General features: G+C 67.5%; 13 protein-coding genes. 7 read left to right on the top strand and 6 right to left on the bottom strand.

Annotated features, from left to right (window positions below; all coding sequences use genetic code 11):
* Positions 1 to 151: 151 nt before the first annotated feature.
* The 3 genes from DBO33_RS37745 to DBO33_RS37735 all read right to left on the bottom strand — a co-directional run bounded on the left by DBO33_RS37745 (position 152) and on the right by DBO33_RS37735 (position 1,952).
* Positions 152 to 358 (bottom strand): heavy-metal-associated domain-containing protein, encoded by a 207-nt coding sequence (locus DBO33_RS37745; protein WP_107659299.1) that lies wholly within the window; start codon positions 356 to 358, stop codon positions 152 to 154.
* 101 nt (positions 359 to 459) lie between these two features.
* A complete protein-coding gene (locus DBO33_RS37740) occupies positions 460 to 1,275 on the bottom strand; it encodes a CPBP family intramembrane glutamic endopeptidase (protein WP_159080711.1) in 816 nt (271 codons plus the stop codon).
* A gap of 68 nt (positions 1,276 to 1,343) precedes the next feature.
* Positions 1,344 to 1,952, bottom strand: coding sequence for a TetR/AcrR family transcriptional regulator (locus tag DBO33_RS37735; RefSeq protein ID WP_107659297.1), 609 nt, complete (start codon positions 1,950 to 1,952; stop codon positions 1,344 to 1,346).
* Positions 1,953 to 2,030: 78 nt separating this feature from the next.
* On the opposite strand from DBO33_RS37735, the gene DBO33_RS37730 reads away from it, so the two are divergent.
* From DBO33_RS37730 to DBO33_RS37720, 3 genes are all read left to right on the top strand, one after another.
* Positions 2,031 to 2,783 carry an SDR family oxidoreductase gene (locus tag DBO33_RS37730; protein WP_107659296.1) on the top strand — a complete coding sequence of 251 codons (753 nt, stop codon included), beginning with the start codon at positions 2,031 to 2,033 and terminating at the stop codon, positions 2,781 to 2,783.
* Between the two features lie 76 nt (positions 2,784 to 2,859).
* Positions 2,860 to 3,795: a 4-(cytidine 5'-diphospho)-2-C-methyl-D-erythritol kinase gene (locus tag DBO33_RS37725; protein WP_107660941.1), complete on the top strand. Its 936-nt coding sequence runs from the start codon at positions 2,860 to 2,862 to the stop codon at positions 3,793 to 3,795.
* A 101-nt stretch (positions 3,796 to 3,896) separates the two neighbouring features.
* A complete protein-coding gene (locus DBO33_RS37720) occupies positions 3,897 to 5,687 on the top strand; it encodes an ABC-F family ATP-binding cassette domain-containing protein (RefSeq protein WP_107659295.1) in 1,791 nt (596 codons plus the stop codon).
* A 24-nt stretch (positions 5,688 to 5,711) separates the two neighbouring features.
* On the opposite strand, the gene DBO33_RS37715 is transcribed toward DBO33_RS37720, so the two are convergent.
* Entirely contained in the window at positions 5,712 to 6,599 is an 888-nt protein-coding gene (locus DBO33_RS37715; RefSeq protein ID WP_107659294.1) for an Abi-alpha family protein, read from the bottom strand.
* The gene (locus DBO33_RS37710; protein WP_199856876.1) at positions 6,590 to 7,912 is read right to left on the bottom strand and encodes a hypothetical protein; all 1,323 of its coding nucleotides are present in this window, start codon (positions 7,910 to 7,912) and stop codon (positions 6,590 to 6,592) included. Before DBO33_RS37710 ends, DBO33_RS37715 begins: the two co-directional genes overlap by 10 nt.
* 264 nt (positions 7,913 to 8,176) lie before the next feature.
* Between DBO33_RS37710 and DBO33_RS37705 the strand changes: the two genes are divergently transcribed.
* Positions 8,177 to 9,070, top strand: a complete 894-nt coding sequence (locus tag DBO33_RS37705) for an Abi-alpha family protein (protein WP_107659292.1) — start codon at positions 8,177 to 8,179, stop codon at positions 9,068 to 9,070.
* A 316-nt stretch (positions 9,071 to 9,386) separates the two neighbouring features.
* Positions 9,387 to 9,974 (top strand): nuclear transport factor 2 family protein, encoded by a 588-nt coding sequence (locus tag DBO33_RS37700; RefSeq protein ID WP_234391458.1) that lies wholly within the window; start codon positions 9,387 to 9,389, stop codon positions 9,972 to 9,974.
* Here the strand turns inward: DBO33_RS37700 and DBO33_RS37695 are convergent, their stop codons facing one another.
* Positions 9,975 to 11,594 carry a peptide chain release factor 3 gene (locus DBO33_RS37695; protein WP_107659291.1) on the bottom strand — a complete coding sequence of 540 codons (1,620 nt, stop codon included), beginning with the start codon at positions 11,592 to 11,594 and terminating at the stop codon, positions 9,975 to 9,977.
* Positions 11,595 to 11,898: 304 nt separating this feature from the next.
* Between DBO33_RS37695 and DBO33_RS37690 the strand changes: the two genes are divergently transcribed.
* Positions 11,899 to 12,513, top strand: a complete 615-nt coding sequence (locus DBO33_RS37690; RefSeq protein WP_107659290.1) for a 50S ribosomal protein L25/general stress protein Ctc — start codon at positions 11,899 to 11,901, stop codon at positions 12,511 to 12,513.
* A 22-nt stretch (positions 12,514 to 12,535) separates the two neighbouring features.
* Positions 12,536 to 13,117: an aminoacyl-tRNA hydrolase gene (pth, locus tag DBO33_RS37685; RefSeq protein WP_107659289.1), complete on the top strand. Its 582-nt coding sequence runs from the start codon at positions 12,536 to 12,538 to the stop codon at positions 13,115 to 13,117.
* Positions 13,118 to 13,208 lie beyond the last annotated feature (91 nt).

Below are 13,208 nucleotides of genomic sequence, written 5' to 3'. Positions count from 1 at the left end.
CCTGCGTCGTATCGGGCCGGATGATCAGCCAGGCTTTCGTGGTGGATGCGGAACCGGACGAACCGGCGTGCCGTCCGGTCCCGCGATCCGAAAGTGCAAGGCTCCGGCCTGATTCGGCGCCCGAAGGCGGCGAACGCCCGCCGGTCCGGTATCAGACGGCGACCTCGTACCCCGCCTCGTCCACGGCGGCGGCGATCTCGGAATCGGCGATCGGTGCCGCGCTGTCGACGGTGACCGCACCGCTGGCGAGATCGACATCGACACTGGTGACGCCGTCGATCTTGCCGATCTCCGTCTTGACGGAGCTCACGCAGTGCCCGCAGGTCATCCCCGTCACGGTGTAGGTGGAACTGGGCATCTCCGACTCCTTCGCTCATTTTCATCATACGGGCCGGGGGTACCCCGACATGAACGAACATACCCCCCATGGGTATGCCACGCAAGTGGCGATTCGACCGTTCATCGCGTCCGCCACGACCGTACTGCGAGAGTCACCGCGGTCGCGACAACAGCCCCCATCGCGATGAATACGACCTGCGGGCTGCCGAGTGTCTCGTCCCCGGCGGTCAGATAGATCCCGGCATTGATCAACCAGTGCCCCACCGCCGCAACCACAATCCGCTGCCGGCAGCTACCGGTACCGAGGCTGCCGAGCAGCACCGCGAACGCCATCGCGGAGATGAAGAAGGAGACAGCGACCACCGGACCCGCGCCGAACGCCTGCACGTGCCACAGCGCCCATGCCGCACCGGTCACCACGATCGCCACGAACCGGCGCACTCGCGATTCCAGCAGCGGTTGCAGCAACCCACGCCACCCGATCTCCTCGCCGGTCGCGCCGACGAGCTGAATCACGAAGAACACCACGAAGGGCACGCCCCCGACCGCAGCGGGCCCGACCAGATCGTGCCCCGCGAATGCCGTTGCCCCGGCGATCAATAACCCGCAGAGCAGGCAGGCCACCAGAACGTAGGTGAGATTCGCACGCACTTGCTTGGCAGGCACCGGCGCCGGAAGCAGTGGCTTGATAATCCTGCGACCGCTGAACCAGGTGACCACTGCGCCGAGCGCCGGACCGAACTGAACCAGCGCGAGCGCCGGCGGGTCGATGCCCGAAACCGGTTGCAGCGCAAGCATCGCCGCCGAGCCGAGCAGGGTCGCCAGGACGTAGAGCCCGACCAATGTCCAGAAGATCCGGCCGGACGGTGCGGAAACCGGCTGCTCCAGCAGCGTTCCGCTGGCGGGTCCGACATGAATTTCAGGCTGCTCGATCACCGGATGATCGTCACACGGTGCCTGCGCTGTTCCTTTCATACTTCAGAGCCATTTATCGCGCCGCGACCTCATCCTTCCGGTGTCGTCGCCACCCAGCCGTGCATCGCCAACTCGGCAACCTTCTCCAGTTCCGCTCGGCTCGCCCCGTCCCGCGACGCTTGCGACATTCCCTGCATGACCGTGCCGACGTAGCGCGCCAGGGTCGCCGCGTCGGCGTCGGTGACGAGCACGCCCGCGTCGATGTCGGCCTGAATGCGTTCCCTGATCAGGCCGAGGTTCCGCTCGCGCAATCCGCGCAGCATGTCGGCGACCTCGCCGCTCGTCGTGTTCACGCCCGCACTCATCACCAGGCAGCCGTGCGGGCAGTCGGGCCGGGTGTACTCCGCCGCCCCCTCGCGCAGGAAGCGCCGCACCGCCGCCTCGGCTGTCGGCTCCTCCGCCAATGCGCGGGCAATGAATTGGCCGTACCGCGCGCCGAAGGTCTGTACGGCCTCGTTGAACAGCGTCGCCTTGTCACCGAAGGCCGCGTAGAGACTCGGCGCGCCGATGCCCATCGCGGCGGTGAGATCACCGATCGAGGTGGCCTCGTAGCCGCGCGCCCAGAACAGCCGGGTGGCCTTGTCCAGTGCGGCCGCTCGGTCGAACGAGCGCGGCCTGCCTCGGGTCGGAGTGCTCATGGGACTCATTCTATAGCGATCGCTAGATAATGTGCTAACGTCTGATTCTGTAGTGATCGCTAGAGAAAGGGACGCACAATGGGCGCACTGACAGGCAAGACCGCACTGGTGACCGGAGCCAGCCGGGGCATCGGCCGCGGCATCGCCGAACGACTCGGCCGGGACGGCGCACGGGTAGCGGTGCACTACAACGGCAATGACGAGGCGGCCAAGGAAACCGTCGCCGCGATCGAGGCCGCGGGCGGCTCGGCCTTCGCCATCCGCGCCGAGCTCGGCGTGCCCGACGACGCCGCGGCACTGTGGGCCGCCTTCGACGCACATGCCGACGGGGTGGACATCCTGGTCAACAACGCGGGCATCGACGGCATCCGCGAGCCGATCGCGGGCACCGACGAGGCCGCGTTCGACCGGGTCTTCGCGGTCAACACCAAGGCGCCGTTCTTCGTGACCAAGCTCGGCCTGGACCGGCTGCGTGACGGCGGCCGGATCATCAATATCTCCACCGGCCTCACCCACGGGGCGCACATGCCGGAGCTGATCGCCTACACGATGACCAAAGGTGCGATCAATGCCATGACCAGCGTGCTGGCCAAGGAGGTCGGCGCGCGCGGGATCACCGTGAATGCGGTCGCACCCGGTGTGATCGACACCGACATGAACGCGCACTTCCTGAATGATGCCGAGACCGCAGCGATGGTGTCGCGCATGTCGCCGCTGAACCGGCTCGGTCAACCCGCCGATGTGGCTGATGTCGTCGGCTTCCTCGCCTCCGCCGACGGGCGCTGGGTCACCGGGCAGTGGATCGATGCCACCGGCGGTGCGCTGCTGTAACCATACGATTCCGCTCGAGTGATAGCCCGATATCGGGGGGCGCGACGGCCGGGACCACCCGTTAGGCTTGGGCACCGTGCTGTCAGTTGTGCCGAGCCCCATCACCGTGCGCGCGCCGTCGAAGGTGAACCTCCATCTCGGAGTCGGTGACCTGCGCGCCGATGGGTTCCACGACCTGACTACGGTGTTCCAGGCGCTGTCGCTGAGCGACGACGTGGAGATCGCCCCCGCGGCCTCGCTGGCCGTGCGGGTCACCGGCGAAGGCGCCGCCGACGTGCCCACCGATCGCACCAATCTGGTGTGGAAAGCGGCGGTCCGGCTGGCGCACCTGGCCGGCCGGGCGCCGCTGGTGGAGTTCGCTATCGCCAAGGGCATTCCGGTGGCAGGCGGAATGGCGGGCGGCAGCGCGGACGGCGCCGCCGCGCTGGTCGGACTCAACGAACTGTGGGATCTCGGGCTCACCCGCGACGAACTGTCCGCCGTGGCCGCCGAACTCGGCAGCGACGTACCGTTCGCGCTGCACGGCGGTACCGCGCTCGGCACCGGGCGCGGCGAACGACTGCTTCCGGTGCTGTCCCGCAACAGCTTTCACTGGGTGCTCGCGCTGGCCAAGGGCGGCTTGTCCACCCCGGCGGTCTTCGCCGAACTCGACCGGCTGCGCGAGCACGGCACCCCGCCGCGGCTCGGCGAACCACAACAGCTGATGCAAGCCTTGGCCTTCGGCGACCCGAAACAGCTCGCCCCCCTGCTGGGTAACGACCTGCAGGCGGCCGCCTTGTCGCTGAAGCCGGAGCTGCGCCGGACCTTGCGGGCCGGGGTCAACGCAGGGGCACTGGCCGGTTTGGTCTCCGGCTCCGGCCCGACCTGCGCGTTCCTGTGCGAAAGCGAGGAATCCGCAGTCGCGGTAGCGGCGGAGCTGGCGGGCGCCGGTGTTTGCCGCAGCGTCCGGACCGCGAGCGGCCCCGTGCCCGGCGCCCGTGTCGTCAACAGCGAGACCCCGGGTAAGCGTTGAGGACAGCCCAGACGTGGGCACGCGGAACCGCGAGGTGGGGAGCTCAGTACGCTGGCTCTGGGCAAGCAACGAGCCCGCCACCGTTAGGACCGGAAGGATTCATGTCCAACCTGATCAACCTCGAGCAGGTCTCCAAGAGTTTTGGGATCACTCCGCTGCTAGACAACGTATCGATGGGCGTCCACGCGGGCGAGCGTATCGGGGTTGTCGGTTTGAACGGTGGCGGTAAGACCACGCTGCTCGAGGTGCTCACCGGGCTGGAGCCGCCGGACAGTGGGCGGGTCAGCCGGGTCGGCGGGCTGCGGATCGCCACGGTGACGCAGCGCGGCGTGCTGCCGCCCGGCTCGACGGTGGGCGATGTTGTGCTGGCGGGGCTGGCCGACGACGCGATGACCGACGACGTCGCCGAGCACGAGTGGGCGGCCAACCCGCGCATCCGGTCGGTGATGGAAGGTATCGGCATCGCCGGGCTCGGGCTGGAAACCTCGATCGACAATCTTTCCGGCGGTGAGCGGCGGCGCGTCGCGCTGGCCGCCGCGCTGGTCCGCGAGCTCGACCTGCTCGTGCTCGACGAACCGACCAACCACCTCGACGTCGAAGGCGTGCAGTGGCTGGCCCAGCATCTGCTCAACCGGCGCAGCGCGCTGGTGGTGGTGACCCACGATCGCTGGTTCCTCGACACCGTCGCCACCAACACCTGGGAGGTGGTCGGCGGCAAGGTCGAGACCTACGAGGGTGGCTACGGCGACTGGATCTTCGCCCGCGCCGAGCGCGCGAGGCAGGCCGACGCCTCCGAGGCGCGGCGCGCCAACCTGGCCCGCAAGGAACTGGCCTGGCTGCGGCGCGGGGCCAAGGCCCGCACCTCCAAACCGCGCTACCGGGTGGAGGCCGCCGAGGCGCTGATCGCCGATGTGCCCGCGCCGCGCGACAGTGTGTCGCTGGCCGCGTTCGCGCGAAAGCGGCTGGGCCGCGTCGTCATCGAGCTGGAGGACACCACCCTCACCACCCCGGACGGCCGGGAGTTGGTGCGCGACTTGACCTGGCGGCTCGCGCCGGGGGAGCGGGTCGGCCTGGTCGGCGTGAACGGTTCCGGCAAGACGACCCTGCTGCGCACGCTGGCCGGCGAGACGGAACCGGCGGCGGGCAAACGCATTCAAGGCCAGACGGTGCAGATCGGCTGGCTGCGTCAGGAACTCGACGATCTGCCGACCGACATGCGCGTGCTGGAGGCGGTGCAACAGGTCGCGCAGCGAATCATGCTGGGCGACAAGGAGATCTCGGCGGGTCAGCTCGCCGAGCGGCTCGGCTTCACCCCGGCCAGGCAGCGCACCCCGGTCGGCGATCTGTCCGGTGGCGAGCGGCGCAGGCTGCAGCTGACCCGCATCCTGATGGCCGAGCCGAACGTGCTGCTGCTCGACGAGCCGACCAACGACCTGGACATCGATACGCTGCAGCAGCTGGAAGACCTGCTCGACAACTGGGCGGGCACCCTGGTCGTCATCAGCCACGACCGCTACCTGATCGAGCGCATCTGCGACTCCACCTGGGCGCTGTTCGGCGACGGCAAGCTCACCAATCTGCCCGGCGGCATCGACGAGTACCTGAAGAAGCGCGCCGCGCAGGGTGACGCCGTGGCCCGTTCGGGCGCCGCCGATACGAAGTCCGCGCCGGTGACCGACGCCGCGACCCAGCGGGCCGCCCGCAAGGAACTGTCCAAGCTGGAACGGTCCATCGAGAAGTTCGACGAACGCGAGCGGCAACTGCACGCCGCGCTGGCCGAGGCCGCGACGGACCCGGACAAGCTGGTCAAACTCGGGGCCGAGCTCAAGCAGGTCATCGCGGAAAAGGAAGCCGCAGAGGAACGTTGGATGGAGCTGGCGGAGGGTCACTGACCCCGTCGACCGCCGCCGGAGTCGTCAGTGCCCGGCGGCGCGATCGTCCTCGATCGCGACCGGCAGGCAGGTCCGCACGAAGTCGCCACCGAACCCGGTGAGCGCCACGCTGCGGTAGATGATCTTCGTGCCGAACCCGGCGCGCTTCAGCAGCTCGCGCACCGGCGCCTGCGCCTCCAGTAGCTGGTATCGGTGCGGATTGCCGACCGGCTCCCGGGCGTGCTCGACCAGTCCGAGCCTGCGCAGGTTGGTCAGGTACTGCTGGATCCGGTTCGGAAAGCGCAGTCCGGCTTGCTCGCCGACCAGCGTCAGCATCGACCCGACGCGTTCGGCGCCGAGCGCGCGCGGGCGTCCGGTCCGGATGTCGATGGAGGGCTGCGGGCCGTCCAGCCGCAGGAAGCGCAGGATCCGGGCCTCGTCGGGGGTAAGCTCGGCCAGCATGCCCGCGAACGCCGGATGGTTCTCCTCGTCGCCGTGCGTGCTCGCCGACAGTCGCAGCAGCGCCGCACCCTGCTCGCGCAGCGTGGGAACGGCTTGCGCGGCAGTCTCGTTCGGGGCTTCGGGGAAGCCGAGCGCCCGGCGCACCCGGTCGCGCACCTCGGATTCGGCCTCGGCCAGCACTTCTCGCGGCGGCACGCCCTGGATGCTGCGTTGCACGACCGTCGAGGTGACACCGACCGCGGTGCCGACACCCCACGCGGTCGCACCGGTCACCGCGGACCAGGCCACCCTGGCCACGCCGGTCGCCGCGCGCACCCCGGCGATGGGATAACCCACCCGCGAAGGTGATTCGTCGTGGCGTAAGACGTTGCTGTCCGGCCGTCGCGCGAGCTCGGTCGACGGCGCGACGGCCGCGGCGGAGTGCTCGACGGCCCCGGCATCGTCGCCGGGGTCGGATTTCGCTACAGCCATGTGGTCGCCACTCCTGTTCCGAATATCAGAATATGAGCGTATCCGGCGAACAGGCCCAACACGCCGCCATGGAGAAAAAGCAGCCACTCATCTTGCTTGATGGCCGATCTCAGCATGTCGACGAAGTCCGGCGGCCGCAGTGCCGCCATCTGTTTGGCGATGTAGGAGTTGATCTGCCTGCCCTGGCGGACGTTGAACTCCGGGTCGGCGAAGGCGATCGGGGCGATGGCCATGGCCTCGGCGGTGAAGGTGTCCTGCAGCGAGTCGTAGTCGCGGCTGCCGAGCATGAACTTGACGGCGGGCCTGGCCGGGCCGAGCGCGCGGTCGGCGGCGGGGCGCAGGGTGTCCTCGAGCATCTGGATGGTGCGGTCCGAGCGCGGGCCGTTGAGCAGCTCGTCGCCGATGTTGGCGACCGTCAGCACCTGACTGGAAACCAATTCGGCGTAGCCGTCGGTGATTTCGGACTGGCGCTTGATCAGCAGACCCTGCCGCCACGGGCACCACCACTTCGGGTAGGCGGGCGCGAAGATCATATTGATGCCCACCCAGTTGACCACCCAGCCGATGATCACCCCGCCGATCGGCAGCACGATCAACGACGACAACCCGGTGAAATGCAGCAGGGCAACCAGCACGACGCCCATCGGCGCACCGAAGTAGAAGCCGAAGTTGATCATGAACCGCAACTCTTTCGCCCCGAGTACTTGAAACAGGGTGTTGAGCAGTTGCGGCCTGCCCTGGAAGTAACGAATCACCATCTGCTTCACGTCGAGCAGTTGATCAATATTCGCGCCTAATTCATCGGTCAGTTCGCGCAGAATATCCGGCAGTTGTTGCCGGACTCTGGCTTGGACCATGTCGCGCACTTGGCTCGGCAGGTTGTACCAGAGCTGTGGATGCTCCCGCTTGAGAATATCTTCGACGATCGTCTGGATCTGTTCGTCGGCGATGCTCGCGAGATGCTCGGCGAGCTTGTCCGGCTCCAACTCGCGATAGAAATCCGCGACACTCCCCAGTTTGGCCAGACCCTTGTCGACCGCGATGCTCGCCATCTTGTCCGCGCGCGACGGCACGATGCCCTGCCAGCCGAATCTGCCGTCGTAACTCAGTAGCGGAAGTACCTGAATTCTTTTGGGCAGGAAGGGATACAGCGCGCGAAGACCGGGTAGTCGGAAGCCATGGAAAGCAAGTGGCCGGAACAGCATGAGCACGCCGGTCCAGTTGGTGATGTAGCCGATGATTCCCGTAAAAAGTGGGATAGTCAGAAGCTCGAGGAGGATTGTCGGGTGGACACCGAACACACTCTCTAACACGACACCCTCCTGCCGACACACCGGTGACCGCCGCCTCACCGGAACATCAAGTTAGCACCATGTCGGCACCGGGACCTTATTGTGAGATGACTAGCGGGGTCCACCTCCAGTGCGCGGGGCCACAGTGTCGCATGCCGAGACATCGGTCACAGTGTTTGTGCGGAATGCCGCATCGACTGGGTCCGACCGCGACAATGACCAGCGACACAGGGGGCAGTAATCTGTGGGGCGGGATTCGTTCACCTGGCGATATCGGAGTATGACGTGGCAGACGACAGGACCGGACAGGACATCACCCGAGCCGGTTCCCGCGCCGTTGAGCGCAGTGCGGATGTCGAACAGCGGCAGATCAGCAACGAGGCTCGGCTGATTCGCGGCGTATTCCGGGCGGCCGGCGTCGCGGCGGGCAGTGTCGTGCGCGGTGGTCAGTGGGCGGTCGGCACCACCTACGAGGTCACCAAGGAGATCACCCAGGCCGCGCTGGACGGAGAGTCGTCCGCCGATATCGCCGAGCGAACCGGAAATGCGTTGCGCTCCATAGCCCGTAGCGCGCTCGGCGTCACCGAGGGCTCGGTGCGCGAGATCGTCAGCTACGTGCCGACGCCGAACGGACCCGGTAACAACAGCGGTGCGCAGCAGCAGGCGCTGGCCGTCGGCTCCTATCTTCGTTCGGCGAGCATCGATGAGCTCCGCAGACGCGGCGACGCACTGCTCGCCCGGTCCGCCGACGTCTACTTCACCGAAGACGTGCACCCCGCCTACGACCGAATTCTCGACGAGCTGGCCCCCGACGAGGCGCGCATTCTGCGCTTCATGGCGCAGAACGGCCCGCAGCCCTCGGTCGATGTGCGCACCAACCGGCCGCTCGGCATCGGCTCCGAACTGGTGCAGGGGGATCTGACCTCGGTGCCCGAGCAGGCCGGCGTCCGCTACCCGGATCGGTCCCGCCTCTACCTCATCAACCTCAACCGGCTCGGGCTGACCGCCGTCTCCGACGACCCGGTGGTGCTGAGCCGATACATGGTGCTCGAGGTGCAACCACTGGTCGAAGCGGCCCTGAAGAAGGCGGGCCGCGCCCCGAAGATCGTGCGCAAGAGTCTGCGCCTGACCGAGTTCGGCGAGGACTTCTGCCGCACCTGCTTCACCATCGGTAACTGACGCGGGATTCTGCGCGCACAGCCGGTCAACCACCGATTCTTGGGACAAAGAATCGCGGTGTAAACCACCGACACACAATGTGGGGCCGTAGTCGCCATGCGCCGAGAAAGCGGACGCGGATGGTACAAATCTCCCAAATCATGAAGCTGGCGGGCTTCGGATGGGATTGTTAAGTATGGATCAGGGAACCGGCGGGCAGGGCCGCGGCGACCCGAGCACGGGTGGTGGCGGGCAGGAACGGAACAACTCGGGGATCGGCGTCGGCGCACAGCAGCGCGGCGACCCGTCGATCGGCGCCGGCGGGCGAGTCACCGGGATGAACGCGGGCGAGCAGCAACGCCGCGAGGGTGCGCGACGCGTCGACGATCGCAAACTGGACGACGTCACGGCGATCAGCCGGCTGAAGTTCCGCTATCTACGCACCCTCGACACGAAATCTTGGGATGAGTTCGCGGACACCATGATTCCCGAGGCCACCGCCACCTACAGCGAATACCTCCAGTTCGAATCGCGCGACGCGTTTCTCGCCTTCATGCGCAACACCCTCGGCCCGCACGTCATCACCGAGCACCGCTGCGACCACCCTGAGATCGACATCGACGGTGACTCCGCGACCGGCACCTGGTACCTCGCCGACACCGTGCTCATCCCCGGCCACAACATGCTGCTGCGCGGCGCGGCCTTCTACTCCGACAAATATGTGCGCTGCGACGACGGCCACTGGCGCATTTCGCACACCGGTTACGAACGCACCTATGAAGTGGTGGTCTCGCTCAGCGACCTGCCCAGCCTGCGCCTGACGTCGAGCCGCTGGGGCCTCATCTCCCGGAAAGACGGCGTCATCTCGTCCGTCGAACGCGACCCGGGCGCCCCGCCCGTGCGGCGCGAACCCGAAGCCGGGTGATCAGTCCGCCGTCGCGACCAGTGGCTCCAGCGTCAGCTTCGGGAATTCCTTCTCGATGTACTGCAGCCGCCACTTGTCGCTGAACAGCGCGAGCAACGCACCGTCGCTGCGGGTGAACACCTCGACGCCGCGCTGCTTGCCGAGCTCGTCCGCCGACGCCGCATCGGTGCGCCTGGCCAGCGTGTAGGGCAGGTTGTCCAGCTTGGTCTCGACATTGAACTCGGTCAGCATGCGCGCGGTGACCACCTCGAACTGCATCGGCCCGACGGCCGCGAGCACGGGGGACGCGTCGCCGCGAATGTCGTTGCGCAGCACCTGCACAACGCCCTCGGAGTCGAGCTGGTCGATGGCCTTGCGGAACTGCTTGTACTTGCCCGCGCTCTCGGCGCGCAACACCGCGAAGTGCTCCGGCGCGAACGACGGGATCGGCGGGAACTCCACCTTCTTGTCCACGAACAGCGTGTGGCCCGGCGCCAGCGCCGTCGCGTTCACCAGGCCGACCACGTCACCCGGGTAGGCGGTGTCGACGGTGTTGCGCTCCCGGCCGAACACGGTCAAGGCGTACTTCGTCGCGAAGGGCCGTCCGGTCTGTGCGTGCGTGACCACCATGCCGCGCTCGAACTCACCCGAGACGATGCGCATGAACGCCAGCCGGTCCCGGTGCGCGGCGTCCATGCCCGCCTGCACCTTGAATACCACCGCGCTGAACGGCTCGGTGACCTCGCGCGCGCCGCCGTGCACGTCCGGGCGCGGACCCGGCGCGGGCGCCAGCGATACCAGCGTCTCCAGCAGCTGCCGCACCCCGAAGTTCAGCATCGCCGAGGCATAGATGACCGGCGAGGTCTGCCCGGCGAGGAACATTTCCTGGTCGTGGTCCTGCCCGGTGGCCGAGAGCAGTTCGCTCTCTTCGACCGCGGTCGTCCACGCCTCGCCCTCGCGGGCCTCGGCCTGCTCCGGGGTCAGCGACTCCTCCGGCGCGATCGTCGCGCCGCCGGCGGTGCGGGTGAAGTGCACGTATTCGAGCGGGGCGCCCTCGTCGCCGCGGCGCAGCAAGCCGCGGAAGTCGCCCGCGATGCCGACGGGCAGGAACAGCGGCGTGGGGGTGAGCCCGATCCGCTCGCTGATCTCGTCGAGCAGTTCCAGCGGCGCCTGACCCGGCCGGTCCCACTTGTTGATCACGGTGATGACCGGGATGCCGCGATGGCGGCACACCTGGAACAGCTTGAGGGTCTGCGGCTCCAAGCCTTTCGCGGCGTCGATCAGCATCACCGCGGCGTCGACGGCGGTGAGCACCCGGTAGGTGTCCTCGGAGAAATCGGAGTGACCCGGCGTATCGACGAGGTTGATCACGCTGTCGGTGTCGGAGCCCTCGGCGCGGTAATTGAACTGCAGCGCGGTCGAACTGACCGAGATGCCGCGCGCCTTCTCCATCTCCATCCAGTCCGAGACGGTGGAGCGGCGTCCGGCCTTACCGTGGATCGCGCCGGCCTCGGAGATCATCCTGGCGTGCAGCGCGAGCGCCTCGGTGAGCGTCGACTTGCCCGCGTCGGGGTGCGAGATCACCGCGAATGTGCGCCGTCGGGAAACCTCGGCGGGCAGTCCCTCAGGGGAGGCGGTCAACGGAACAACCTTTCACAGACGACCGATCGGCAACCGCTCTAATCTACGCGATCGCCCTGGCCACGACACGACCTGTGCCTGACCACCCGATTCCATCTGCGCATAACCATTGCGGTATGGTGTTCGGGTTGTCTCGGCGAGGGTGACCGCAGACCTGATTTTGCGTTCACCGTGATCGACGCGGCTCGGCTTCCGGCCGTCCCCGTTCGTTCTTCGTCGGACGAGTAGACCAATCAGCCAGGGCGGAAACAGACCCTGGCGCACTGTTGACAGCCCGGAACAGCCGTAGGGAGTAGATCCAGTCATGTCCGACGCCAACCTTCTCGAAGCCGCCGTACGCACCGAGTTCGGTAAGGGTGCCGCCCGCCGTACCCGTCGCGCGGGCAACGTTCCCGCCGTACTGTACGGCCACCAGGCCGACCCGCAGCACCTCTCGCTCGACGCCCGCGCCTTCTCCGCCATTCTGCGCGAGCACGGCAACAACGCGGTGCTCAGCCTCGTCATCGACGGCAAGAAGCAGCTCGCGCTCACCAAGTCCGTTGTCGTGCACCCGATTCGCCGCTACATCGAGCACGCCGACCTGCTCATCATCAAGAAGGGCGAGAAGGTCACCGCCGATGTGAACGTCATCATCACCGGCGACGCCGCGCCCGGCACCCTGGTCACCCAGGACGCCACCACCATCTCCATCGAGTCCGACGCGATGAGCATTCCCGAGTCCATCGAGGTCTCGGTCGAGGGCGTCGAGGCGGGCACCCAGATCAACGCGGGCTCGCTCGAGCTGCCCAAGGGCGTCACGCTGAACGTCGATCCCGAGACGCTGATCGTCAACGTCATCACCGCGCCGCAGTCCGAGGCCGAGGTCGAGGAGGCCGCCGAGGCTGCCGAGGCCGCCGCCGAAGCCGCGAGCGCCGAGTAAGTACTCCGGTATCGGTTCTTCGATGACCGACGCCGCGACCGGGCCCGCGCTCGTTGTCGGACTGGGTAACCCAGGACCCGAATACGAGCGCACCCGGCACAACGTGGGGTTTCTGGTCGCCGACGTGCTCGCGCAGCGCGTCGGCGGCCGTTTTGCCGTGCACAAGAAGTCCGGCGCCGACCTGCTGCAGGCCCACCTCGACGGCCGCCAGGTGCTGATCGCCAAGCCGCGTTCGTTCATGAATCTGTCCGGGCGCCCGGTCGCCGCGCTGGCGAAGTTCTTCTCCGTGCCGCCCACCGAGGTGATCGTCGTGCACGACGAACTCGACCTGCCCTTCGGTGAGATCCGGCTCAAGCGCGGCGGCGGCGAGGGCGGGCACAACGGCCTTCGTTCGGTGTCGAGCGCGCTGACCACCAAGGACTATCTGCGCACCCGGATCGGCATCGGCCGTCCGCCCGGCCGGCAGGATCCGGCCGACTACGTGCTCAAGTCGTTCGCGGCGGCCGAACGCAAGGAAATCCCGGTGATCGTCGAGCAGGCCGCCGACGCCGTCGAGCTGTTGCTGCGCGTCGGATTGGAAACCGCGCAGAACCAAGTGCATTGAGGGCAGGCGTGGCGAATTCGCCACGTTGCCAGTGCTTTTCGGTAGCTCACAGGGCTATTCAGCTGAACACGTAGCGAATTCAACTCGCCCG

This window comes from Nocardia suismassiliense (genome assembly GCF_900269665.1).
Taxonomy (GTDB): domain Bacteria; phylum Actinomycetota; class Actinomycetes; order Mycobacteriales; family Mycobacteriaceae; genus Nocardia; species Nocardia suismassiliense.
Note: the sequence above shows the minus strand (reverse complement) of the source record. Positions and strands in the feature narration are given on the sequence as shown.

What these genes read in the sequence shown, in the direction of transcription:
- DBO33_RS37745 (WP_107659299.1), bottom strand. Translation starts at nt 358, where the DNA reads ATGCCCAGTTCCACCTACACCGTGACGGGGATGACCTGCGGGCACTGC.
- DBO33_RS37735 (WP_107659297.1), bottom strand. Translation starts at nt 1,952, where the DNA reads ATGAGCACTCCGACCCGAGGCAGGCCGCGCTCGTTCGACCGAGCGGCC.
- DBO33_RS37730 (WP_107659296.1), top strand. Translation starts at nt 2,031, where the DNA reads ATGGGCGCACTGACAGGCAAGACCGCACTGGTGACCGGAGCCAGCCGG.
- DBO33_RS37720 (WP_107659295.1), top strand. Translation starts at nt 3,897, where the DNA reads ATGTCCAACCTGATCAACCTCGAGCAGGTCTCCAAGAGTTTTGGGATC.
- DBO33_RS37715 (WP_107659294.1), bottom strand. Translation starts at nt 6,599, where the DNA reads ATGGCTGTAGCGAAATCCGACCCCGGCGACGATGCCGGGGCCGTCGAG.
- DBO33_RS37700 (WP_234391458.1), top strand. Translation starts at nt 9,387, where the DNA reads ATGAACGCGGGCGAGCAGCAACGCCGCGAGGGTGCGCGACGCGTCGAC.
- DBO33_RS37690 (WP_107659290.1), top strand. Translation starts at nt 11,899, where the DNA reads ATGTCCGACGCCAACCTTCTCGAAGCCGCCGTACGCACCGAGTTCGGT.
- pth (WP_107659289.1), top strand. Translation starts at nt 12,536, where the DNA reads ATGACCGACGCCGCGACCGGGCCCGCGCTCGTTGTCGGACTGGGTAAC.